General features: G+C 71.4%; 20 protein-coding genes. 10 read left to right on the forward strand and 10 right to left on the reverse strand.

What is annotated here, in order from left to right:
* Positions 1-92 precede the first annotated feature (92 nt).
* On the forward strand, positions 93-917 hold the full coding sequence (locus KBX06_RS02025) for a DeoR/GlpR family DNA-binding transcription regulator (RefSeq protein ID WP_210832433.1): 825 nt from the start codon (positions 93-95) through the stop codon (positions 915-917).
* The gene (gene galT, locus KBX06_RS02030) at positions 914-1,990 is read left to right on the forward strand and encodes a galactose-1-phosphate uridylyltransferase (protein WP_210832434.1); all 1,077 of its coding nucleotides are present in this window, start codon (positions 914-916) and stop codon (positions 1,988-1,990) included. Before KBX06_RS02025 ends, galT begins: the two co-directional genes overlap by 4 nt.
* Positions 1,991-2,554: 564 nt before the next feature.
* Here the strand turns inward: galT and KBX06_RS02035 are convergent.
* The 4 genes from KBX06_RS02035 to KBX06_RS02050 form a co-directional block, all read right to left on the reverse strand.
* Positions 2,555-3,772, reverse strand: a complete 1,218-nt coding sequence (locus KBX06_RS02035) for an NADP-dependent isocitrate dehydrogenase (protein ID WP_101412708.1) — start codon at positions 3,770-3,772, stop codon at positions 2,555-2,557.
* Between the two features lie 182 nt (positions 3,773-3,954).
* Positions 3,955-4,185: a hypothetical protein gene (locus tag KBX06_RS02040; RefSeq protein WP_210832435.1), complete on the reverse strand. Its 231-nt coding sequence runs from the start codon at positions 4,183-4,185 to the stop codon at positions 3,955-3,957.
* A 48-nt stretch (positions 4,186-4,233) separates the two neighbouring features.
* Positions 4,234-5,184, reverse strand: a complete 951-nt coding sequence (locus KBX06_RS02045; protein WP_210832436.1) for a malate dehydrogenase — start codon at positions 5,182-5,184, stop codon at positions 4,234-4,236.
* Positions 5,185-5,361: 177 nt separating this feature from the next.
* Positions 5,362-6,222 (reverse strand): bifunctional methylenetetrahydrofolate dehydrogenase/methenyltetrahydrofolate cyclohydrolase, encoded by an 861-nt coding sequence (locus KBX06_RS02050; RefSeq protein ID WP_210832437.1) that lies wholly within the window; start codon positions 6,220-6,222, stop codon positions 5,362-5,364.
* A gap of 431 nt (positions 6,223-6,653) precedes the next feature.
* Here KBX06_RS02050 and KBX06_RS02055 point away from each other — a divergent pair, with 431 nt between their 5' ends.
* The 5 genes from KBX06_RS02055 (at position 6,654) to KBX06_RS02075 (ending at position 12,343) form a co-directional block, all read left to right on the forward strand.
* Positions 6,654-8,258 carry an ABC transporter substrate-binding protein gene (locus tag KBX06_RS02055; protein ID WP_210832438.1) on the forward strand — a complete coding sequence of 535 codons (1,605 nt, stop codon included), beginning with the start codon at positions 6,654-6,656 and terminating at the stop codon, positions 8,256-8,258.
* 85 nt (positions 8,259-8,343) lie between these two features.
* Positions 8,344-9,282, forward strand: coding sequence for an ABC transporter permease (locus KBX06_RS02060; RefSeq protein WP_210832439.1), 939 nt, complete (start codon positions 8,344-8,346; stop codon positions 9,280-9,282).
* On the forward strand, positions 9,275-10,231 hold the full coding sequence (locus KBX06_RS02065; RefSeq protein ID WP_210832440.1) for an ABC transporter permease: 957 nt from the start codon (positions 9,275-9,277) through the stop codon (positions 10,229-10,231). Before KBX06_RS02060 ends, KBX06_RS02065 begins: the two co-directional genes overlap by 8 nt.
* 62 nt (positions 10,232-10,293) lie before the next feature.
* Positions 10,294-11,331: an ABC transporter ATP-binding protein gene (locus KBX06_RS02070; protein WP_210832441.1), complete on the forward strand. Its 1,038-nt coding sequence runs from the start codon at positions 10,294-10,296 to the stop codon at positions 11,329-11,331.
* The gene (locus KBX06_RS02075; RefSeq protein WP_210832442.1) at positions 11,315-12,343 is read left to right on the forward strand and encodes an ABC transporter ATP-binding protein; all 1,029 of its coding nucleotides are present in this window, start codon (positions 11,315-11,317) and stop codon (positions 12,341-12,343) included. Before KBX06_RS02070 ends, KBX06_RS02075 begins: the two co-directional genes overlap by 17 nt.
* A gap of 142 nt (positions 12,344-12,485) precedes the next feature.
* Here KBX06_RS02075 and purH read toward each other — a convergent pair whose 3' ends face one another.
* Together purH and purN are read right to left on the reverse strand one after the other, a co-directional pair.
* Positions 12,486-14,057, reverse strand: coding sequence for a bifunctional phosphoribosylaminoimidazolecarboxamide formyltransferase/IMP cyclohydrolase (gene purH / locus KBX06_RS02080; RefSeq protein WP_210832443.1), 1,572 nt, complete (start codon positions 14,055-14,057; stop codon positions 12,486-12,488).
* On the reverse strand, positions 14,054-14,674 hold the full coding sequence (gene purN, locus KBX06_RS02085) for a phosphoribosylglycinamide formyltransferase (protein ID WP_210832444.1): 621 nt from the start codon (positions 14,672-14,674) through the stop codon (positions 14,054-14,056). Before purN ends, purH begins: the two co-directional genes overlap by 4 nt.
* 181 nt (positions 14,675-14,855) lie before the next feature.
* Between purN and KBX06_RS02090 the strand changes: the two genes are divergently transcribed.
* Positions 14,856-15,155, forward strand: a complete 300-nt coding sequence (locus KBX06_RS02090; protein ID WP_210832445.1) for a CD225/dispanin family protein — start codon at positions 14,856-14,858, stop codon at positions 15,153-15,155.
* A 20-nt stretch (positions 15,156-15,175) separates the two neighbouring features.
* Positions 15,176-15,760 (forward strand): DUF4190 domain-containing protein, encoded by a 585-nt coding sequence (locus KBX06_RS02095; protein ID WP_210832446.1) that lies wholly within the window; start codon positions 15,176-15,178, stop codon positions 15,758-15,760.
* 147 nt (positions 15,761-15,907) lie between these two features.
* Here the strand turns inward: KBX06_RS02095 and KBX06_RS02100 are convergent, their stop codons facing one another.
* The 4 genes from KBX06_RS02100 to KBX06_RS02115 form a co-directional block, all read right to left on the reverse strand.
* On the reverse strand, positions 15,908-17,182 hold the full coding sequence (locus KBX06_RS02100; protein ID WP_210832447.1) for a DUF6350 family protein: 1,275 nt from the start codon (positions 17,180-17,182) through the stop codon (positions 15,908-15,910).
* A gap of 203 nt (positions 17,183-17,385) precedes the next feature.
* On the reverse strand, positions 17,386-18,273 hold the full coding sequence (gene sucD / locus KBX06_RS02105) for a succinate--CoA ligase subunit alpha (protein WP_210832448.1): 888 nt from the start codon (positions 18,271-18,273) through the stop codon (positions 17,386-17,388).
* A gap of 2 nt (positions 18,274-18,275) precedes the next feature.
* Positions 18,276-19,454 carry an ADP-forming succinate--CoA ligase subunit beta gene (gene sucC / locus KBX06_RS02110; protein WP_210832449.1) on the reverse strand — a complete coding sequence of 393 codons (1,179 nt, stop codon included), beginning with the start codon at positions 19,452-19,454 and terminating at the stop codon, positions 18,276-18,278.
* Between the two features lie 483 nt (positions 19,455-19,937).
* Complete coding sequence (locus tag KBX06_RS02115; protein ID WP_210832450.1) at positions 19,938-20,342, reverse strand: cobalamin B12-binding domain-containing protein; 405 nt, start codon at positions 20,340-20,342, stop codon at positions 19,938-19,940.
* 449 nt (positions 20,343-20,791) lie between these two features.
* Here KBX06_RS02115 and KBX06_RS02120 point away from each other — a divergent pair, with 449 nt between their 5' ends.
* Positions 20,792-21,508: a M23 family metallopeptidase gene (locus KBX06_RS02120; protein ID WP_210832451.1), complete on the forward strand. Its 717-nt coding sequence runs from the start codon at positions 20,792-20,794 to the stop codon at positions 21,506-21,508.
* The last annotated feature ends 92 nt before the right edge of the window (positions 21,509-21,600 follow it).

Raw genomic sequence — 21,600 nt, forward strand, 5'->3', positions numbered from 1 at the left:
TACCGGTGGTCCCCTCCTTCGCGCTAGTGTTCACCTTTGTTCGAACACGTTCGACCGCGTGAGGGTGCGCGGCTGGTCCGGAGGTGCGACGGATGCTCGCTCAGCAGCGCCAGGCGGCCATCCTGGATCGGGTCCGCGCCACCGGAGGAGTGCGGGTCACCGAACTGGCCGCCGAGTACGGCGTCTCGGACATGACCATCCGCCGCGACCTGGAGGCGCTGCACGAGCGCGGCCTGCTGGCCAAGGTGCACGGCGGCGCCACGGTGGCCGGCCCCGGCTCGACCGACGAACCGGGCTTCCGGGCCAAGTCGGTGCGGCAACTGGCGGAGAAGGCGGCCATCGCCGGCCGCGCCGCCGAACTGGTCCGGCCCGGGGCGGCGGTGGCCCTCTCCGCCGGCACCACCACCGCCGAGCTGGCCCGCCGACTGGTCGACGTGCCGGGCCTGACCGTGGTCACCAACTCGCTGCCGGTGGCCGAGATACTGCACGCCGGCGGGCGGTCGGACCAGACCGTGGTGCTCACCGGCGGGGTCCGTACGCCGTCGGACGCGCTGGTCGGGCCGCTGGCCGTCGCCGCCATCCGGTCGCTGCACCTGGACCTGCTCTTCCTCGGCGTGCACGGGATCACCGAGCGGGCGGGATTCACCACCCCGAACCTGATGGAGGCGGAGACCGACCGGGCCCTGGTGTCCGCCGCCGACCGGCTGGTCGTGCTCGCCGACCACACCAAGTGGGGCACGGTCGGCATCTCCTCGATCGTCGAGCTTTCCGCCGCCCACGTACTGGTCACCGACGACCGGCTGCCTCCCGACGCGCGACGGGCGCTCGACGACCGGGTGGGCGAGCTGGTGGTCGTACCTCCCGCGGCGGGCGCGGGACGGGCGGCCACGACGACAGATGAGGGGATGGCGAGGTGAAGCGCACCGCGATCGCGCTGGCCGACGGCCGGGAACTGATCTACTTCGACGAACGGGACGACGCCGTCCGGGACCAGCCGGACCGGCGCGAGCTGCCCCCGCCACCGCCCGCGTCGCAACTGCGCCTGGACCCGCTGACCGACGAGTGGGTGGCCGTCGCCGTGCACCGGCAGACGCGCACCTTCCTCCCGCCGGCCGAGCAGTGCCCGCTCTGCCCCAGCGTCGACGGTCGGCAGAGCGAGATCCCGGCGCGCGGCTACGACGTCGCCGTCTTCGAGAACCGGTTCCCCTCGCTGAGCGGCCGGGTGGCCGACGAACCCGCCGAGATCACCCCGTTCACCCCGGTCCGGCCCGGTCGGGGCCGCTGCGAGGTCGTCTGCTTCACCGACGACCACGACGCGTCCTTCGCCTCCCTGCCGCCGCGTCGGGTGCGCACCGTCCTCGACGCGCTCGCCGACCGCACGACGGTGCTCGGCGAGCTGCCCGGGGTGGAGCAGGTGTTCTGCTTCGAGAACCGGGGCGTGGAGATCGGCGTGACCCTGCACCACCCGCACGGCCAGATCTACGCGTACCCCTTCGTGACCCCGCGGACCCGGGCGCTGCTGGCCGCCGCGCGCCGGCATGCGGAACGCACCGGTGGGCGCAACCTCTACGCCGACGTGCTCGCCGCCGAGCGGGCCGCCGGCACCCGGGTGGTCGCCGAGAACGACCACTGGACGGCGTACGTCCCGGCGGCGGCCCGCTGGCCGTTCGAGGTGCACGTGGCCCCGCGCCGGCCGGTGCCGGACATCCCCGCGCTCGACGACGCCGAGCGGGACGCCTTCGGGCCGCTCCACCTGGACCTGCTGCGCCGCTTCGACGGGCTGTTCGACCTGCCGATGCCCTACATCGCCGCGTGGCACCAGGCGCCGGTACGCGTCGACCGCGAGCTGGGCCACCTGCACCTGCAACTGTTCAGCGTCCGGCGTGCCAGGGACAAGCTGAAGTACCTGGCGGGCTCCGAGTCCGGAATGGGCGTCTTCATCAACGACATCGCTCCCGAGCGCGCCGCCGAACTCCTCCGCGCCGCGTGAGCCACGGCACCGCGCTCACCGAACTGGGCTCAGCAGAAGCGAGAAGGCCGCCGGCGTGACGCTTCGCTTCGACCGGCACTGCCGGCTGAAGCGGTACCGGTGGGCGCGGGCGGTCGGATGGCCGCCGGTGGCGGGGTGGAGACAGGGCGCGGGGGGCCCGGGACAGGGCCCCCCGCAGGGAAGGGACGGGCTGGCTGTGCGCGACAGCCGGGAAGGCTGGCTGATCGGCGCGCTTGCCGCGAGGCGACCACGCTCAACCTTCCTGGACGCGACTGGCATCTCGTCCACCCAGGTCAACGAGGCGCGCCGAAGTAGGTGACGCCAACGGCGTGTCGCCCCCCGACACGCCGTCAAGCACGTGCGCCGGAAAGCCGAGCAGATCGATCTTGGTAGGAAAAAGCCCTTGGAGGGGCTGTTTCTCACCAGGATCTCAGGCGCTCGGCGAGCGGCCACCGCCAGACGGCGGGAGCGAGTGGAACGGCGGGAGCCCGCCGGCGGGTGCCGGCGGGCTCCTGGTGGTGCGGCGGCAGCACCGTCAGGTGCCGCCCGAAGGCGCAGAGAGGATCAGGCGGAGAGCTTGCGTGCCAGGTTCTCGTCGAGCGCGTTCATGAACTCGTCGGTGGTCAGCCACGGGGCGTCCCGCGAGATGAGCAGCGAGAGGTCCTTGGTCATCTGGCCGCCCTCGACGGTGTCGACGATGACCTGCTCCAGCGTGTTGGCGAACTCGGTGACCGCCGGGGTGCCGTCCAGCTTGCCCCGGTGGGCCAGGCCCCGGGTCCAGGCGTAGATCGACGCGATCGGGTTGGTCGAGGTCTTCTCGCCCTTCTGCCACTGCCGGTAGTGCCGGGTGACCGTGCCGTGCGCGGCCTCGGCCTCGACGGTACGGCCGTCGGGGGAGAGCAGCACCGAGGTCATCAGGCCCAGCGAGCCGAAGCCCTGCGCGACGGTGTCGGACTGCACGTCGCCGTCGTAGTTCTTGCAGGCCCAGACGTAGCCGCCCTCCCACTTGAGCGCGGCGGCGACCATGTCGTCGATCAGCCGGTGCTCGTAGGTGATGCCGGCGGCGTCGAACTCGGCCTTGAACTCGTTCTCGAACACCTCAGCGAAGATGTCCTTGAACCGGCCGTCGTACGCCTTGAGGATGGTGTTCTTGGTGGACAGGTAGACCGGATAGTTGCGGTCCAGGCCGTACCGGAACGAGGCGCGGGCGAAGTCCCGGATCGACTCGTCGTAGTTGTACATGCCCATGGCGATGCCGCCGCCGGGGAAGTTGGCGACCTCCATCTCCATCGGGGCGCCGCCGTCGGCCGGGGTGTAGGTGACGGTCACCTTGCCGGGGCCCGGCACGACGAAGTCGGTGGCCTTGTACTGGTCACCGTGGGCGTGCCGGCCGATGATGATCGGCTTGGTCCAGCCGGGGACCAGCCGCGGCACGTTGGACATGATGATCGGCTCACGGAAGACGACGCCGCCGAGGATGTTGCGGATCGTGCCGTTCGGCGACCGCCACATCTTCTTCAGGCCGAACTCCTCGACCCGGGCCTCGTCCGGGGTGATGGTCGCGCACTTGACGCCGACGCCGTGCTCCTTGATGGCGTTGGCGGCGTCGACGGTGACCTGGTCGTCGGTCTCGTCGCGGTGCTGGATCGAAAGGTCGTAGTAGTGCAGGTCGACGTCGAGGTAGGGCAGGATCAGCTGCTCCCGGATCTGCTTCCAGATGATCCGGGTCATCTCGTCGCCGTCGAGCTCAACGACCGGGTTGTTTACCTTGATCTTCGCCATCGGCCGGCGCTCCTCTCGGGGGACACGTGCTCAAGCAGTACGAGCGTACTGGAAACTGATGGGCAGTCCCCAGCCGGCCTCGGTCGGGCCGGAACAAACGCCAGTGCACGGCGCAGGGGATCGCTGGCGTGATCGCCCGATGCCGCTGAGCCGCATCCTCGGGTCTATCACGGTCACCGCGCTCACCGACGGCGAGGGGCGTTCTTCCAGCCCCGCGCCGAGGCGTTCCCGGACACGCCGACCACCTGCTCCAGCGGGCCGAGCTGGCCGCCGTGGGGCAGCTCGACCCGGGGCTGTCGGCCGGCCTGGTCGCGCCGTTGCGCGCCGCCGGCCAGCTCCGGGTGGTCGACGGCGAGGAGCGGATCGCTCCGGGCGTACGGCTGCTGCCGACGCCGGGGCACACGGCCGGACACGCCGAAGGGGGCACCCGGCGGACCGGCGTGCCCCCTTCGGCGGGCGGATCACATGGAGGCGACGTCGCTCTGCTTGGCGCGGACGGCCTCGGCGGCCTCCTTCAGGCTGGCCAGCTCGTCGGCGTCCAGGTCGGTCTCGACGACGCGCTTGACGCCCTCGGCACCGATCGCGGCCTCGACACCCAGGTAGACACCGGAGATGCCGTACTCGCCGTCGACCCAGGCGCAGACCGGCATGACGTCGCCGGAGTCCTCCGCGACGGCCTTGGCCATCCGGGCGGCGGCAGCCGACGGCGCGTAGTAGGCCGAACCGGTCTTGAGCAGCGCGACCACCTCGGCGCCACCGTTGCGGGTCTTGACGACCAGCTCCTCGATCTGCTCGGCCGGCATGGCCTCACGCAGCGGCTTGCCGTCGACCGTGCTCTGCGACGGCACCGGCACCATCGTGTCGCCGTGCGAGCCGAGGGTCAGCGTCCTGACCGACTTCACCGGTACGCCCAGCGCCTCGGCCACGAAGTTGGTGAACCGGGCGGTGTCCAGCATGCCGGCCTGGCCGAGCACCCGGTTCTTCGGGAACTGGGTGGCGAGCTGGGCCAGCGCGGTCATCTCGTCCAGCGGGTTGGACACGACGATGACGACGGCGTTCGGGGCGTACTTGGCGACGTTCTCGGATACCTGGCGGACGATCTTGGCGTTGGTCTCCAGCAGGTCCATCCGGCTCATGCCCGGCTTGCGCGGCAGGCCGGCGGTGACCACCACGACGTCCGAGCCCTCGATCGCGTCGTAGCCCTCGCCGTTCGGGCCGGTGGTCACGCCCACCACCTTGGTCTCGAAGCCCTCGACGGCGCGCGACTGGTTGAGGTCCAGGGCGAGACCCGCGGGCTTGCCCTCCACGATGTCGGTGATCACGACGGTGTCGAAGACGTCGTACTCGGCCAGGCGCTGCGCGGTGGTGGAGCCGTAGAAGCCGGCCCCGACGACAGTGACCTTCTTACCCATGGTCGTCCCACTCCCTGATACCAGTCGGTTTTCCGGACCGTATCAGTCATCCTGGCACCGGACAGGCCAGGGGCGGCGGCATCGCCGGGATGGGGCGAACGTCACCGCCGTCCCCAAGGTGCAAGGAAGGGACCCTTCCTCTACCTCAGGCGTTAGGAAGGTGCCCTTCCTAACGTCTCAGTCGCGCTCGGCCCGCTCCACCACGTTGGTCAGCAGCATGGCGCGGGTCATCGGACCGACGCCGCCCGGCATGGGCACCAGCTTGCCGGCCACCTCCGCCGCCTCGGCGGCGACGTCGCCGGTGTAGCGGCCCTTGCCGTCCGGGCCGATCACCCGGGTGATGCCGACGTCGACGACCACCGCGCCCGGCGTGACCATGTCGGCGGTGAGCAGGCCCGGCACGCCGGCGGCCACGATGACGATGTCGGCGGCCCGGGTGTGCGAGGCGAGGTCGAGGGTGCCGGTGTGGCAGAGGGTGACGGTGGCGTTCTCACTGCGCCGGGTGAGCAGCAGACCGAGCGGGCGGCCGACGGTGTTGCCGCGACCGACGACGGCGACCTTGGCGCCGCGAAGCGGCACGTCGTGCCGGCGGAGCAGCTCGACGATGCCGCGCGGGGTGCAGGGCAGCGGACCGTCGTAGCCCAGGACGAGCCGGCCGAGGTTGACCGGGTGCAGGCCGTCGGCGTCCTTGTCGGGGTCGATCAGCTCCAGCACCCGCTGGGTGTCGAGGTGACCCGGCAGCGGTAGCTGGACGATGTAGCCGTGGCACGCCGGGTCGGCGTTCAGCTCGGCGAGCACGGCGTCGACCTGCTCCTGGGTCGCGTCGGCCGGCAGCTCCCGGCGGATCGAGGCGATGCCCACCTCGGCGCAGTCGCGGTGCTTGCCGTTGACGTACGCCTGGGAGCCGGGGTCCGCCCCGACCAGGACGGTGCCGAGCCCGGGGGTGATGCCGCGTTCCGCCAGTGCCTTGACCCGCGTCCGCAGCTCGTCCTTGATCTCGGCCGCGGTCGCCTTGCCGTCCAGAAGCGTCGCCGTCACGCCTCAGATCGTCTCACGGTCCACGGCCGGTGGGTCGACGACCCGCGCCATGCCGGCGCCGGGATCACGAAGAGTCACGTGCTGTTAATCACTCTGGGTCACCTTGCGGCGGCCGGAGCGCCCCTGGATGCGGACGACGGGCCGACACGCGGGCCACGGGGACACGGCCGGCGCGGTCGGGCGCAGACGGGCCGAACGGTCGCGGGCGATGCCGGTGGCGACGAGAGTCGCCGCAGCGAGAGGCGGCACCCCGGGGTCGCACGGCGATAGCAGACGAGGGCCGTGCCGGCAAGACCCCGATGGCGACTCCTCATCGGTTCGCAACCCTCTCGTTGTCGATCGCCGACCGGCGACCTACCGTTGCCCGACGTTGCGCAGCGTAAACCCAACACCGGGCCCGACTGCGCAGCGTGAGGAGATGAGGAGGCTATATGCGTGTTCGTAGGCTCGCTACCTGGACCGCCCTCCCGCTCGCGGTGACCCTGGGCCTGGTGGCCTGCGGCTCGGGCGGCGACGGCGGATCCGGCGAGAGCAACCCCGACGCGGCCGTGCGGATCGAGATCGCCGAGCCGCAGCACCTGGTGCCGACCAACACCAACGAGACGAGCGGCTCGCAGGTGCTCGCCGCCCTGTTCAGCCCGCTGGTCGACTACGACGAGGCCAACAAGCCCTACGAGGTGGCGGCCGAGTCGGTGACGTCCGAGGACAACAGGACCTGGACGGTCAAGCTGAAGGACGGCTACACCTTCCACAACGGCGAGCAGGTCACCGCCGACAACTACGTCGACGCCTGGAACTACGGCGCGTACGCCCCGAACGGCCAGAACTCCAGCTACTTCTTCGAGAAGATCGCCGGCTACGAGGACATGCAGGGCGAGAACCCGAAGGCCGAGACGCTCACCGGCCTGAAGAAGGTCGACGACCTGACCTTCACCGTCACGCTGTCCCAGCCGTACAGCGAGTTCAAGACCATGCTCGGCTACACCGCCTTCTACCCCATGCCGAAGGCCGCGTTCTCCGCGCCCGGCGTGCTGGCCGAGGCCTACGAGCAGGCGCCGATCGGTCAGGGTCCGTTCAAGATGAAGGGCACCTGGCAGCACGACGCCAAGGTCGAGGTCGAGAAGTACGACGCCTTCCCCGGCGAGAAGCCGAAGGTGGCCGGCGTCGAGTTCCGGATCTACCAGCAGCCGACCGCCGCGTACGCGGACGTCCTGTCGGACAACCTGGACGTCATCAAGACCATCCCGACCGAGAACCTCTCGACGGCCGGCACCGACCTCGGCGACCGGTTCAAGCAGAGTCCCGCCTCGTCGCTCCAGGTGCTGGCCTTCCCGACGTTCCAGAAGGAGTTCAGCAACCCGGACGTGCGCAAGGCCATCTCGATGGCGATCGACCGGGACGAGATCACCAAGTCGATCTTCAAGGACTCGCAGCAGCCGGCCCGCTCGTTCGTCTCACCGGTCGTCGCGGGCTACCGCGACAACACCATCGGCGAGGCCGGCGAGTTCGACCCGGCCAAGGCCAAGAGCCTCTACCGGGCCGCGGGCGGCCCGGCGAGGATCGAGCTTTCCTACAACGGCGACGGCGGGCACAAGGACTGGATCGACGCGACCTGCAACCAGCTCAAGGCCAACCTGGGCGTGGACTGCGTGGGCACCGCCGAGCCGAAGTTCGCGGACCTGCTGACCAAGGTCAAGGCCAAGCAGCCGGTCGGCCTGTTCCGGATGGGCTGGGTCATGGACTACCCGTCCATGGAGAACTACCTGGGCCCGCTGTACAGCAGCAACGGCTCGTCGAACTACTACGGCTACGACAACCCGGAGTTCGACAAGCTGCTCGCCGAGGGCGCCAGCGCCGCGAACGAGGACGAGGCGGTCAGGAAGTACCAGGCGGCGGAGGACGTGCTGGCGGAGGACCTGCCGGTGATCCCGCTGCGCTACGGCCAGAACAACTTCGGCCACTCGACCAGGGTCACGAACGTGGAGATGGACCTCTTCGACCGGGTCGACCTGGTGGAGATCGAGGCCGTCAAGTAGCACCACGGCAGGACGGGTCGGGCCATCGGCGTACGGTGGCCCGACCCGCCTTCCTCTTCGCACTTTTTCCGCCAGACTGCCAAGTATGTTCCGCTTCATCCTGCGGCGTCTGCTCCAGATGGTCCTCGCGTTCTTCGGGACCACGCTGATCGTCTACGCGCTGATGTTCGCCGGCCAGGGCGATCCCATCCAGGCGCTCGCCGGCGAGCGCCCGGTCACGGCGGCGCAGCGGGCATACCTGACGGAGAAGTTCCACCTCGACCGCACCGGCGTCGGCGGCTTCTTCTACCGCTACTTCGACTACCTCAGGAACCTGCTCCAGGGTGACCTCGGGCAGTCCCTCACCGGACGCTCGATCGGCGACATCCTGGCCGCCGCCTGGCCGGTCACGGTCAAGCTGGCGCTGATCGCCATGGCGGTCACCATCCTCTTCGGGGTCACCGCGGGCGTGCTCGCCGGCATCCGGCGGGCCAGCATCTTCGACAACTCGACCCTGCTGCTGACCCTGCTGGTGCTCGGCATCCCGACGATCGTGCTCGCACCGCTCGCCCAGTACCTCCTCGGCGTCAGGTGGCAGCTCTTCCCGCCCACGGCCGGCGCCGACCCGGACCTGTACGCGCTGCTGCTGCCGGGCATCGTGCTCGGCTCGCTCTCGCTGGCCACCGCGCTGCGGCTGACCCGGACGTCGGTGGCCGAGAACCTGCGCGCCGACTACGTCCGCACCGCCCGGTCGAAGGGGCTGGTGAAGCGGCGGATCGTCAGCGTCCACGTGCTGCGCAACTCGCTCATCCCGGTGGTCACCTTCCTCGGCGTCGAGCTGGGCAACCTGATGAGCGGCGCGATCATCACCGAGGGCGTGTTCAACATCCCCGGGGTCGGCTTCAACCTCTTCCGCGGCATCCGCACCGAGGACGGCCCGCTGGTGGTGGGCATCGTCAGCGTGCTCGTCGTGGTCTACCTCGTCTCCAACCTGGTGGTGGACGTCCTGTACGCCGTACTCGACCCGAGGATCCGCTATGAGTGACTTCGAAACCGTCGCCGCGAGCGAGAACCAGGCCGCGCGGCGGGGGCCGTCGGGTGAGCCCGGCGCGCCGAACCAGGTGGGCGTACCGCAGAAGCCCCGCAGCCTGGCCGGCGACGCCTGGCGCGACCTGCGCCGCAAGCCGATCTTCTGGATCAGCCTCGCCCTGGTGGTGCTGGTCGCCGCCATGGCCGCCGTTCCCGGGCTCTTCACGGCGAACGACCCGCGCGACTGCGTGCTGGCCCGCCAGCACGCCGGGCCGTCCGGCGGGGCGATCTTCGGGTACGACTTCCAGGGTTGCGACACGTACTCCCGGGCGGTGTACGGCGCCCGCGCGTCGCTGCTGGTCGGCGCGCTCTCCGCGCTGCTCACCGGCCTGATCGCGCTTGCCGTGGGGCTGCTGGCCGGCTACTTCGGCCGCTGGGTCGACGCGGTGCTCTCCCGGGTGATCGACATCGTCCTCGGTATCCCGCTCCTGCTCGCCGCCATCGTGCTGCTCAAGCGGGTGAACAGCGACAGCTCGACGGTCCGGATCAGCGCGGTGATCTTCGTGTTGGCGGTACTCGGCTGGACCACCGCCGCACGCGTCGTCCGCTCCTCGGTGATCACCGCCAAGGAGCAGGACTACGTCGCGGCGGCCCGGATGCTCGGCGCCGGCGACGGCCGGATCATGCTGCGGCACATCCTGCCCAACGCGCTCGCCCCGGCGATCGTGGTGCTGACCATCGCCCTCGGCTCGTTCATCGCGGCCGAGGCCACGCTGAGCTTCCTCGGCATCGGGCTCAGGGCGCCGGCCATCTCCTGGGGCATCGACATCGACGCCGGCCGGGTGCACATGCGGGAGTCGGCCACCCCGCTGCTGGTTCCCTCGGTCTTCCTCGCGCTCACCGTGCTGGCGTTCATCATGCTCGGCGACGCGATCCGTGACGCCTTCGACCCGAAACTCCGGTGACACGTGCGAGCGCGAGGAGTGAGCGCAGCGAGCCCCGCAGTCGCGAGCGAAAGGCAGAGACCGTGAGTCAGTCCGCCGTCCGGCCCACGCCGGCCTCCCCGACGCCCGAGGGTGGGCACCTGCTGGACGTACGGGACCTGCACGTCGAGTTCCGCACCGGCGAGGGTGTGGCCAAGGTGATCAACGGGGTGTCGTACCACCTGGATCCCGGCGAGACGCTCGCGGTGCTCGGCGAGTCGGGCTCCGGCAAGTCCGTCACGGCCCAGGCGATCATGGGCATTCTCGACACTCCCCCCGCCGTGATCCGCTCCGGCGAGATCCGCTACCGGGGGCGCGACCTGCTGAAGCTGCCGGAGGAGCAGCGCCGGCAGGTGCGCGGCAAGGACATCGCGATGATCTTCCAGGACGCCCTCTCCGCACTGAACCCGGTCTTCGGCGTGGGCTGGCAGATCGGCGAGACGCTGCGCCAGCGCGAGGGCATGTCCAGGGCGGACGCGCGCAGCCGGGCCGTCGAGCTGATGGACCTGGTGCGGATCCCCGGCGCCGCCAGCCGGATCGGCGACTATCCGCACCAGTTCTCGGGCGGCATGCGGCAGCGCGTCATGATCGCGATGGCGCTGGCCATGAACCCGAAGGTGCTGATCGCCGACGAGCCGACCACCGCCCTGGACGTCACCGTCCAGGCCCAGATCATGGACCTGCTGGCCGACCTGCGCCGCGACCTCGACATGGCGATGATCCTGATCACGCACGACCTCGGCGTGGTCGCCGGCGTCGCGGACCGGATCGCCGTCATGTACGCCGGCCGGATCGTCGAACACGCCGACGTCCACTCGCTGTACCGGGCGCCGGCCCACCCGTACACGAAGGGGCTGCTGGAGTCGATTCCGCGCCTGGACGTACGGGGCCAGGAACTCTCCACCATCAAGGGGCTGCCGCCCAACCTGATGCGGATCCCGTCCGGCTGCCCGTTCCACCCCCGGTGCCCGTACGCGCAGCAGGTCTGCGTCGACGTGGTGCCGCACGACCTGGTGCTGGGCGACGGCCGGACCAGCGCGTGCCACTTCGCCCAGGAGGTCCGTGATGACAGCGCCCGCTAGCCCGACCAAGGTGCGCGGCGAGACGATCCTCGCCGTCGAAGACCTGGTCAAGCACTTCCCCATCCGGCAGGGCGTGCTGTTCCAGAAGCAGGTCGGCGCCGTGCAGGCCGTCGACGGGGTCAGCTTCGAGCTGCGCCGGGGCGAGACCCTCGGGGTGGTCGGCGAGTCGGGCTGCGGCAAGTCGACGCTGGCCCGGCTGCTGATGCGGCTGGAGACGCCGACCGCGGGGCGGGCCACCCTGGAGGGCAGGGACCTGTTCTCCGCCTCCGGTGCCGAGCTGCGCCGCCTGCGGCGCAACATGCAGATGGTCATGCAGGACCCGTACACCTCGTTGAACCCCCGGATGACGGTCGGCGACATCATCGGCGAGCCGTTCGAGATCCACCCGGACGCCGCGCCGAAGGGCAGCCGGCAGGCCCGGGTACGGGAGCTGCTCGACGTGGTCGGCCTGAACCCGGAGCACATCAACCGGTATCCGCACCAGTTCTCCGGCGGCCAGCGCCAGCGCATCGGCATCGCCCGGGCGCTCGCCCTGCGGCCCGAGATCATCGTCTGCGACGAGCCGGTCAGCGCCCTGGACGTGTCGATCCAGGCCCAGGTGATCAACCTGTTGGAGAAGCTCCAGGACGAGTTCGGCCTGTCGTACATCTTCATCGCGCACGACCTGTCGGTGGTCCGGCACATCTCCGACCGGGTCGCGGTCATGTATCTCGGCAAGATCGTGGAGATCGGCACCGAGGACGAGATCTACGAGCGGGCCACCCACCCGTACACCCAGGCGCTGCTCTCGGCGGTGCCGGTGCCGGACCCGGAGGCCCGCGACCAGCGCATCATGATCAGGCTGACGGGCGACGTGCCGAGCCCCGCCGACCCGCCCAGCGGCTGCAACTTCCGCACCCGCTGCTGGAAGGCCCAGGAGGTCTGCGCCAACCAGGAGCCCCACGCGGTCCCCCGGGCGGCTGACCCGCACCCCTCGGCCTGCCACTTCGCCGAACTCCGCCCCACCCCCTGACCGCCACCCGACCCCGCCCCCGCCATCCGGACGATCAGTAGTTGTGGTGGGCGGATCGCCCGCATCCACCCTTTACGCGGGGCACCACAACTGCATGATCGACCAAGGCGGAGGGGCGGGGGCCGGGGGGGGGTTGGGCCGGTCAGTGGAAGAAGTGGCGGGTGGAGGTGAGGTACATGGTGACGCCGGCCTCCTTGGCGGCGGCGATCACCTCCTCGTCGCGGATCGAGCCGCCCGGCTGCACGATGGCGCGGACGCCGGCGTCGATGAGGATCTTCGGGCCGTCGGCGAACGGGAAGAAGGCGTCCGAGGCGCAGACCGAGCCACGGGCCCGGTCCGCCCCGGCGCGGCTGATCGCGAGCTGCGCCGAGTCGACCCGGTTGACCTGGCCCATCCCGACGCCGACGGTTGCGCCGTCGGAGGCGAGCAGGATCGCGTTGCTCTTCACCGCGCGCACGGCCCGCCAGGCGAAGGCCAGGTCGCGCAGGGTCGCCTCGTCGGCGGCCTCTCCCGTGGCCAGCCGCCAGTTGGCCGGGTCGTCGCCCTCGGCGTCGATCCGGTCGGCCCGCTGGACCAGTACGCCGCCGGTGACCTGCCGCCACTCGGCCGGCAACGGGTCGAAGGCCGGCGCGTGCAGCAGCCGGATGTTCTTCCTGGCCTGGAGGATCTCCACCGCGCCCTCGTCGAAACCGGGTGCCACCAGCACCTCGGTGAAGATCTCCGCGACCTGCCGGGCCAGCTCGACCGAGACCGGCCGGTTGACCGCGATCACCCCGCCGTACGCGGAGACCGGGTCGCAGGCGTGCGCCTTGCGGTGTGCCTCGGCCACGTCGGCGCCGACGGCGATGCCGCACGGGTTGGCGTGCTTGATGATCGCCACGGCCGGCTGGTCGGTGAAGTCGTTGGCCGCCCGCCACGCCGCGTCGGCGTCGACGTAGTTGTTGTAGGACATCTCCTTGCCGTGCAGCTGCGCGGCCTGGGCGAGCCCCGCCGGGCTGGACGGGTCGACGTAGAGGGCCGCCGGCTGGTGCGGGTTCTCGCCGTAGCGCAGCACCGCCGTGCGGCGCAGCGACAGCCCGGCGAAGTCCGGCCAGCCGTTCTCCTCGGGCGCCAGCGTGGCGGCGCACCACTCGGCCACCGCCACGTCGTACTCGGCGATGACGGCGAAGGCGCGGGCGGCCAGCCCCCGCCGCTGGGCCAGCGTGAAGCCGCCCTCGTCGAGCGCGGCGAGCAGCGCCGGGTACGCGGCCGGATCCGTCACCACGGCGACCGAGGCGTGGTTCTTGGCGGCGGCCCGGACCATGGCCGGACCTCCGATGTCGATCTGCTCGACGCACTCCTCGACGCCGGCGCCGGAGGCGACCGTGGCCTGGAACGGGTAGAGATTGGACACCAGCAGGTCGATCCCCGCGATGCCGTGCTCGCCGAGCTGGGCGACGTGGGAGTCCTTGCGCTGGTCGGCGAGGAGCCCGCCGTGCACCTTCGGGTGCAGCGTCTTGACCCGCCCGTCGAGGATCTCCGGGAAACCGGTCACCGTCTCCACCGGCGTCACCGGCACCTCCGCGCCGGCGATGGCCGAAGCCGTGCTGCCGGTCGAGACGATCTCCACCCCGGCCGCGTGCAGCGCCCGGGCCAGCTCGACCAGCCCGGTCTTGTCGTAGACGCTGACCAGCGCCCGCCTGATCGGGCGGCGTTCGTCCTGAGTGGAACTCACGGGACCGTGACCTTTCTTCCGGTGATCGTCCAACCTTCGCGGACCAGGCGGCCCACCTGCTCGACCAGCTGGTGCCGCTCGGCTTCCTTGATGCGCTCGGTGAGCGTCTCGACGTCGTCGTCGTCGTGCACCGCAACGGCGACCTGCGCGACGATCGGGCCGGTGTCCATGCCGGCGTCCACGAAGAAGAGCGTGGCCCCGGTGACCTTCACGCCGTAGGCGAGGGCGTCGCGCGGGCCGTGGATGCCGGGGAACGCCGGCAGCAGCGTGTTGTGCGTGTTCAGGTAGCGGTCGCCGAAGGCGGCCAGGAAGCGCGGGCCGACCAGCTTGAGGAAGCCGGCGGAGACGACCAGGTCGGGCCGGTGCTCGGCGACGCTGGCCGTGAGCGCCGCGTCCCAGTCCTCGCGGGTGGGATGGTCGGCGACCCGCTCGACGAAGGTCGGCACCCCGGCCGCGGCGGCCCGGTCCAGACCCGCGATGCCGTTCCGGTCCGCGCCGACGGCCACCACCCGGGCCCCGTACGCCGGATCGGCGCCGGCATCGAGCAGTGCCTGGAGGTTGCTCCCGGAGCCGGAGACGAGGACGACGATGCGGGCGACGGACGCGGGCTCGGTCACCGGGCCACCCTATCGGGCGTGCCGGCCGGTCCATCCGCTGGGCATTGCGACATTCGCCGACGACGGGAATGGTCCGGACCAGGTACGCTGCCGGTCGCTCGGGCCCGGCGCGCGTCGGCCCGCACCCGTCAGTGATCCGACGCCCCGACGGGGCGTCGAGTGGAATGAGGAGTACGCCGAGATGCAGCCCGGATACCAGCCGCAGCAGCCGCAGATCAACAACAACATGACGATGTCGATCGTCGCCATCTTCCTCTTCTGGCCGCTGGCCATCCCGGCGATCATCAACGCCTCCAAGGTGAACCCGCTGCTCCAGCAGGGTGACTACGCCGGGGCCCAGGCCGCCGCCGCCGAGTCGAAGAAGTGGTCCAAGTGGGCCCTCATCGTCGGCATCAGCTGGTACGTGATCGTGCTGGTCTGCTGCCTGCTCGGTGGGCTCGCCGGCATCATGGGCGGCGACACGTCCACCAGCAGCTACTGACAGATCGGACGAGGAGTCGCATGCAGCCCGGTTACCCCGGACAGGATCCGTACGGCCAGCAGCCGCACCAGGATCCGACCGCGCCGCACCACGATCCGTACACCCCGCCGCCAGCGGCTCCGTACGGTCAGCAGCCCACCTCCGGACAGCCGAACGACCCGTACGCGCCGCAGGATCCGTACGGCCAGCAGGACCCGTACGGGCCCCCGCCGACGTCGGCCCAGCCGTACGGGCAGCCGCCGACCTCCGGCCAGCCGTACGGGCAGCCGCCTTACCAGGATCCGTACGGCCAGCAGGCGTACCCGCCGCCGCCCATGTACCCCAACGCCGGGTTCGGCGCGAAGGGGCCGGGGCAGCAGCAGAACACCCTCGGCCTGGTGTCCATGATCCTCGGCATCGCCTCGATTCCGCTGGTCTGCTGCTACCTCGGCATCCCGCTGGGCATCGGCGCGGTGGTGACGGGATGGCTGGGCAAGCAGAAGGCCGACCAGGGGCTGGCCGACAACGGCAGTCAGGCCCTCGCCGGCCTGATCTGCGGCGCTGTCGGCATCGTGCTCGGCCTGCTCCAGATCGTCTTCGTGGGCTTCAGCATCTACCAGCCCTGACCGCCGTGCGAAGGGGCGTCCCGGCTCGTCCGGGATGCCCCTTCGGCGTCTGTCGGGCACGCCGAGCGGATCGACTGTCCGGACGCCCCTGCGCCGGGGATCGACGCCCGGCCCGCGGTCACCGCCGCCGGGATCGACGCCGTTCGCTCAGCGGGACGTGCGGGACAGCACCCGGGTCGCGGCGGCACCGATCAGCGCCCCGACGGTGACGACCGCGGTCGCCACCGCCGCCACCTGCCAGGCGACGGGCCCCACCTCGGCCAGCCGGCCGCCGCCGAGCGGCCCGGCGGAGGCAGCCGCGGCGGCGCCCAGCAGCAGACCGGCCACCGGACCGGCGAGCGCCGCCGGCCCGAGCAGCGCCCGCCAACGCAGCGGCGCCCGGTCGGCGGCGGCGAGCCGGAGCAGCCGGCGGGCGAGCAGCCAACCCGCGGCCATCCCGGCCAGCACCGGCACCGCGAGCAGCCCGGCCCCGAGCCCGTCGACCGGCCCACGCGGCAGTCCGGCCAGCAGCGGTACGGCCGGCAGCGCCCCGACGGAGACCTCGCTGGTGCGTACCGCCGTGTCGGTGCCGACGGCGAATCCCGGGCCGAGCAGGTAGCTGACCGCCCAGATCGTGGCGTTGGGCGCGTAGGCGAGGCTGACCAGCGTGATGCCGGCCTGGCCGGCGACCCCGGTGCGGTAGGCCCCGATCAGGTCGGCGGCGTCGCCGCCTCCGGTGGCCACGGCGAGCCCCGCCGCGCCGGCTCCCGCGCCGAAGAGCAGCAGCGCGGCCACGAGCCCGGTGCGGATCCCGTCGCGCAGCGGCTCCGGGGAGCGCGCGGCGAGCAGACCGGCCACCTGCGTCGTCCGGGTCGAACCGACGAGGGCCGCGAGCGTGCCGAGCACCACGAGGGTCAGCCCGGTACGGACCGGTGACGCGCCGGACAGGACCGCGCCGAGCACCCCGAGCAGCGCGTACGCGACGCCGACCGCGCCGGCGGCGAGGAGCGCCTGCCGGGGTGAGCGCCCGCCCCGCGCGCCGATGGCCCGGCTGGCGTGTACGCCCGCCCGGGTGAGCCGCCAGAGCACCAACGCGGTCAGCGCCAGCGGGGCCAGCCCGAGCGGGCCGGCGGCGGACTCCAGCGGGACGCCGTGCCCGAGCAGCCAGCCGGCCAACCCCGCGCGGAGCGCGCCCGGCACGGAGGCGGCACCCTCGCTGAGCTGGAACAGCCAGAGCACGAGCACGACCGGCAGCCACGAGGTGAGCGCCGCCCAGCCGGCGGCGACCCCGGCGGCGACGGCGAGCGGGGCGCGGCTGCGGCGCGGCTCGCCGGCGCGCGGCGCGGGCACCCGCCGACCCCGCCCGACGGGCGCGGCCGGCCGGGCGCCGGGGCCGACGTCGACGCCGGGACGGCTGGGCTGATCAGGGGTGACGGAGGACATCGCGTCTACTCTGGCATGCCCGGCCTACGGTGGCAGTCCGATACCGCCCCGCAGGGGTGACGAGTTCCGTGATCCACCGTCTCCGACCCCTGATCCGGTCCGGCGGCGACCACCCGCTCGACAACCGCCGGGGCCAACCGTCCCACGACGGCCGGAGGGCCGACCGCGAACGGTCGGCCCTCCGGTCGTACGTCAGTCGGGGCTCAGCCCGCGGACATGATCTCCCGCATGAGCTTGGCGGTCTCGGTCGGGGTCTTGCCGACCTTGACGCCGACGGCCTCCAGCGCGTCCTTCTTGGCGTCGGCGGTGCCCGCCGAGCCGGAGATGATCGCGCCGGCGTGACCCATGGTCTTGCCGGGCGGAGCGGTGAAGCCGGCGATGTAGCCGACCACCGGCTTGGTCACGTTCGCCTTGATGAACTCGGCGGCCCGCTCCTCGGCGTCGCCGCCGATCTCACCGATCATGACGATCGCGTCGGTGTCGGGGTCTGCCTCGAACGCGGCGAGCGCGTCGATGTGGGTGGTGCCGATGATCGGATCACCGCCGATGCCGACGCAGGTCGAGAAGCCGATGTCGCGCAGCTCGTACATCATCTGGTAGGTCAGCGTGCCGCTCTTGCTGACCAGGCCGATGCGGCCGGTGCCGGTGATGTCGGCCGGGATGATGCCGGCGTTGGAGGCGCCCGGCGAGGCGATGCCCGGGCAGTTCGGGCCGATGATCCGGGTCCGCTCCCCCTTGGCGACGTTGTACGCCCAGAACGCGGCGGTGTCGTGCACCGGCACGCCCTCGGTGATCACCACGGCCAGGTCGATTCCGGCGTCGATCGCCTCGACGACCGCGCCCTTGGTGAACTGCGGCGGTACGAAGATCACGGTCACGTCCGCGCCGGTCTGCGCCATCGCGTCCGCGACGCTGGCGAAGACCGGCAGCTCGGTGCCGGCGAAGTCGACCGTCTGGCCCGCCTTGCGCGGGTTGACGCCGCCGACGACGTTGGTGCCCGCGGCGAGCATCCGCCGGGTGTGCTTGGAACCCTCGGAACCGGTCATCCCCTGGACGATGACCTTCGAATCCTTGGTCAGCCAGATAGCCATTGTCAGACCCCCGCAGCCGCCAGCTCGGCGGCCCGCTCGGCCGCGCCATCCATCGTGTCCACCCGCTGGACCAGCGGGTTGTTCGCGCCGTCGAGGATCGCCCGGCCGGCCTCGGCGTTGTTGCCGTCGAGGCGGACGACCAGCGGCTTGGCGACCTGCTCGCCGCGCTGCTCGAGCAGGGCCAGCGCCTGCACGATGCCGTTGGCGACCTCGTCGCAGGCGGTGATGCCGCCGAAGACGTTGACGAAGACGCTCCGCACCGACGGGTCGGACAGGACGATCTCCAGCCCGTTCGCCATCACCGCGGCGCTCGCGCCGCCGCCGATGTCGAGGAAGTTGGCCGGCTTGACGCCGCCGTGCCGCTCACCGGCGTACGCGACCACGTCGAGGGTCGACATGACCAGACCGGCGCCGTTGCCGATGATCCCGACCTCACCGTCGAGCTTGACGTAGTTGAGGTCCTTCTCCTTGGCGGCCTGCTCCAGCGGGTCCACGGCGGCCTGGTCGACCAGCGCCTCGTGGTCCGGGTGCCGGAACGCGGCGTTCTCGTCGAGGGTGACCTTGGCGTCGAGCAGCAGCAGCCTGCCCTCGCCGGTCTTGGCCAGCGGGTTCACCTCGACCAGCGTGGCGTCCTCGGCGACGAAGGCCTTCCACAGGTCCACGGCGACCGCGACGACCTGGTCGGCGACGTCGGCCGGGAAGTTGGCGGCGGTGACGATCTCGCGCGCCTTCGCCTCGTCGACGCCGGTGTTGGCGTCGATCGGCGCCTTGACGACCTTCTCCGGCGTCTCGGCGGCGACCTGCTCGATGTCCATGCCGCCCGCGACGCTGGCGATGCAGAGGAAGGTGCGGTTCGCCCGGTCGAGCAGGTAGGAGAAGTAGTACTCCTCGGCCACGTCCGCGGTCACCGTGATCATGACCTTGTGGACGGTGTGGCCCTTGATGTCCATGCCGAGGATGTCGGTGGCGCGGGCCACCGTCTCCTCGGCGCCCTCGGCCAGCTTCACGCCGCCGGCCTTCCCTCGGCCACCGACCTTCACCTGCGCCTTGACGACCACGCGACCGCCGAGGCGTTCGGCGATCGCGCGGGCCTCCTCCGGGGTCGTGGCGACGCCGCCGGCCAGCACGGGCAAGCCGTGCCGCTCGAACAGGTCCCGCCCCTGGTACTCGTACAGGTCCACGTTTGCGCGTCCCGTCCCGTCTCCGCGGCGCGCCGTCGCGCCGCCACCAGCGTATGGAAAACAGTTTGACGCCTGTCAAGAGTTGAAACAGGCCATTGGGCGCAGCCTAGCGAGGTGGGCACCGCCGGCAACCGAGCGGGTGCGCGTTGTGTGGTAATGCACATTCGGCGCCGTCACGTGGTCTTTTCGCGACTTCGACCCGATCTCAGCCGTCCGGGCGATGTTGGCGGGGGTGCGTAACCCCTGCTTGGGGAGGTCGTTGAGTCAGGTGTCGGAGCGCTGCTCGCAGCGCGACGGCGGGAGCGGCCGATGCCCTGTCGGTCGAGGGGTGGCGGCGGGGCATCGTGCATAGAGGGGCCGGACGTGTGAGGGGTGCGTCCGGCCCCTCCCCCTGCCCGTCGTCGGCCCCGAGCCCGCGACCACGGTGGCGAACGGCCCGGCCCGCGACAGCCGCCGGGCGACGGCCCCGAGCCCGCGACCGCGTCAGGCGACCGGCTGGGCGACGTTCTGTCGGACCCACTCGACGATCGACTGGGTGGTCGCACCCGGCGTGAAGATCTTCGCGACCCCGATGCGCTGCAATTCCGGAAGGTCGGCGTCGGGGATGATGCCGCCGCCGAACACGACGATGTCGCGGGCGTCGCGCTCACCGAGCAGCTCCACCACCCGCCGGAACAGCGTCATGTGTGCCCCCGACAGCACCGAGAGCCCGACCGCGTCGGCGTCCTCCTGGATCGCGGTCTCCACGATCTGTTCCGGGGTCTGGTGCAGGCCGGTGTAGATGACCTCCATGCCGGCGTCCCGCAGGGCACGCGCGACGACCTTTGCGCCACGGTCGTGGCCGTCCAGGCCCGGCTTGGCGACGACGACCCGAATACGAGAGCTCATCCGCGCATCCCTTCCACCGGCTCCGCGGCTTCACTGAACGGCTCCGCGGCTGCACTGAACGAACGGTAACCCGCCCGCCCCTGCCCGGGAAATCCGGGCGACGAAACTCACGCGCGCGGGGGCGGCGGGGTGCCGTCGACACCGGCACGACGAACCGCGACAGCCCTCGGCGTCAAGCCGGACGACTCCGCCGTTCGGTCACCCTGCGCGACGAACGGGCAGTTAGGGGGGCACCGTTCGAGGGCACGAGCCATGACAATCACGGACGCAAAGGGACATAACGCGGTAGCAATTCGGCGCTTCGGCTTGTGACAGGACTGGTGGTTGGCTACCGTGTCCACGGTTGTCATCAGGTCCACGGACGGGTGACGACGCGGCCAGCCGACGTTCACCCGGGTTTCACGGGCGTCGAGGAAGCCGCTTCGGATCCCCGACAACGGAGGGTGTGCGTGCGCCAGCGCCTGTCGTCTGAGCCCGATCGATATCGCGGTCGCCGCCGCGTACCCACCCCCCCGCGGAGCCGCTACGCGGCGGTCGTCACCACCGCGTTCGTCGGCGCCGGCATCGTCGCGATCGGGGCGGGCGCTCTGCCCGACGCCAAGAGCGTCAACCCGTCGGTCCTCGACGAGCTCAAGGCCGCGTCGACCATCAACCAGGACGCCGCGGCCCGCGCCGACAACGCCGACCGCGCCAGTCGCGACAGCGACCGGGCCGGAACCGGGGAATCCGCCGAACCCGAGGTCTGGCTGCTCCCCCTCCAGGGCTACGAGTTCAACTCGCCCTACGGCATGCGCTGGGGCAAGCTGCACACCGGCGTCGACCTGGTCGCCGCCGAGGGCACGCCCTACGTCGCCATCCACGGCGGCACCGTCACCAAGGCCGGCTGGTTCGGCGGCTACGGCTACACCGTGATCGTCCAGCACGCCGACGGCAGCGAGGCGATCTACGGCCACTCCTCCGCGCTGAGCGTGAAGGAGGGGCAGCAGGTGAAGGCGGGCGACCAGCTCGGCCTCGTGGGCAACACCGGCCACTCCTACGGCTCCCACCTGCACCTGGAGGTGCATGTCAAGGGCGAGCCGCTCGACCCGGTGCCGTGGCTCAAGGAGCGCGGGGTGGACATCCAGCTACAAGTCGAGGCGTACTACAGCGAGGTGACCGCGCCCTGACGCTACGCATCGCACGTCGACCGCCCGGATCTGTCGATCCGGGCGGTTTTTCGTTGCCCCCCGTCGGTCAAAGTAACCTGGGTCACACACGG

Source organism: Micromonospora sp. C31, from assembly GCF_018070575.1.
GTDB lineage: Bacteria > Actinomycetota > Actinomycetes > Mycobacteriales > Micromonosporaceae > Micromonospora.

Bases quoted from the DNA above. Each gene is read 5' to 3' on its own strand.
- KBX06_RS02025 (WP_210832433.1), top strand. From the start codon at position 93: ATGCTCGCTCAGCAGCGCCAGGCGGCCATCCTGGATCGGGTCCGCGCC.
- KBX06_RS02035 (WP_101412708.1), bottom strand. From the start codon at position 3,772: ATGGCGAAGATCAAGGTAAACAACCCGGTCGTTGAGCTCGACGGCGAC.
- KBX06_RS02045 (WP_210832436.1), bottom strand. From the start codon at position 5,184: ATGGGTAAGAAGGTCACTGTCGTCGGGGCCGGCTTCTACGGCTCCACC.
- KBX06_RS02055 (WP_210832438.1), top strand. From the start codon at position 6,654: ATGCGTGTTCGTAGGCTCGCTACCTGGACCGCCCTCCCGCTCGCGGTG.
- KBX06_RS02060 (WP_210832439.1), top strand. From the start codon at position 8,344: ATGTTCCGCTTCATCCTGCGGCGTCTGCTCCAGATGGTCCTCGCGTTC.
- KBX06_RS02065 (WP_210832440.1), top strand. From the start codon at position 9,275: ATGAGTGACTTCGAAACCGTCGCCGCGAGCGAGAACCAGGCCGCGCGG.
- KBX06_RS02075 (WP_210832442.1), top strand. From the start codon at position 11,315: ATGACAGCGCCCGCTAGCCCGACCAAGGTGCGCGGCGAGACGATCCTC.
- KBX06_RS02090 (WP_210832445.1), top strand. From the start codon at position 14,856: ATGCAGCCCGGATACCAGCCGCAGCAGCCGCAGATCAACAACAACATG.
- KBX06_RS02095 (WP_210832446.1), top strand. From the start codon at position 15,176: ATGCAGCCCGGTTACCCCGGACAGGATCCGTACGGCCAGCAGCCGCAC.
- KBX06_RS02100 (WP_210832447.1), bottom strand. From the start codon at position 17,182: ATGTCCTCCGTCACCCCTGATCAGCCCAGCCGTCCCGGCGTCGACGTC.
- sucD (WP_210832448.1), bottom strand. From the start codon at position 18,273: ATGGCTATCTGGCTGACCAAGGATTCGAAGGTCATCGTCCAGGGGATG.
- KBX06_RS02115 (WP_210832450.1), bottom strand. From the start codon at position 20,342: ATGAGCTCTCGTATTCGGGTCGTCGTCGCCAAGCCGGGCCTGGACGGC.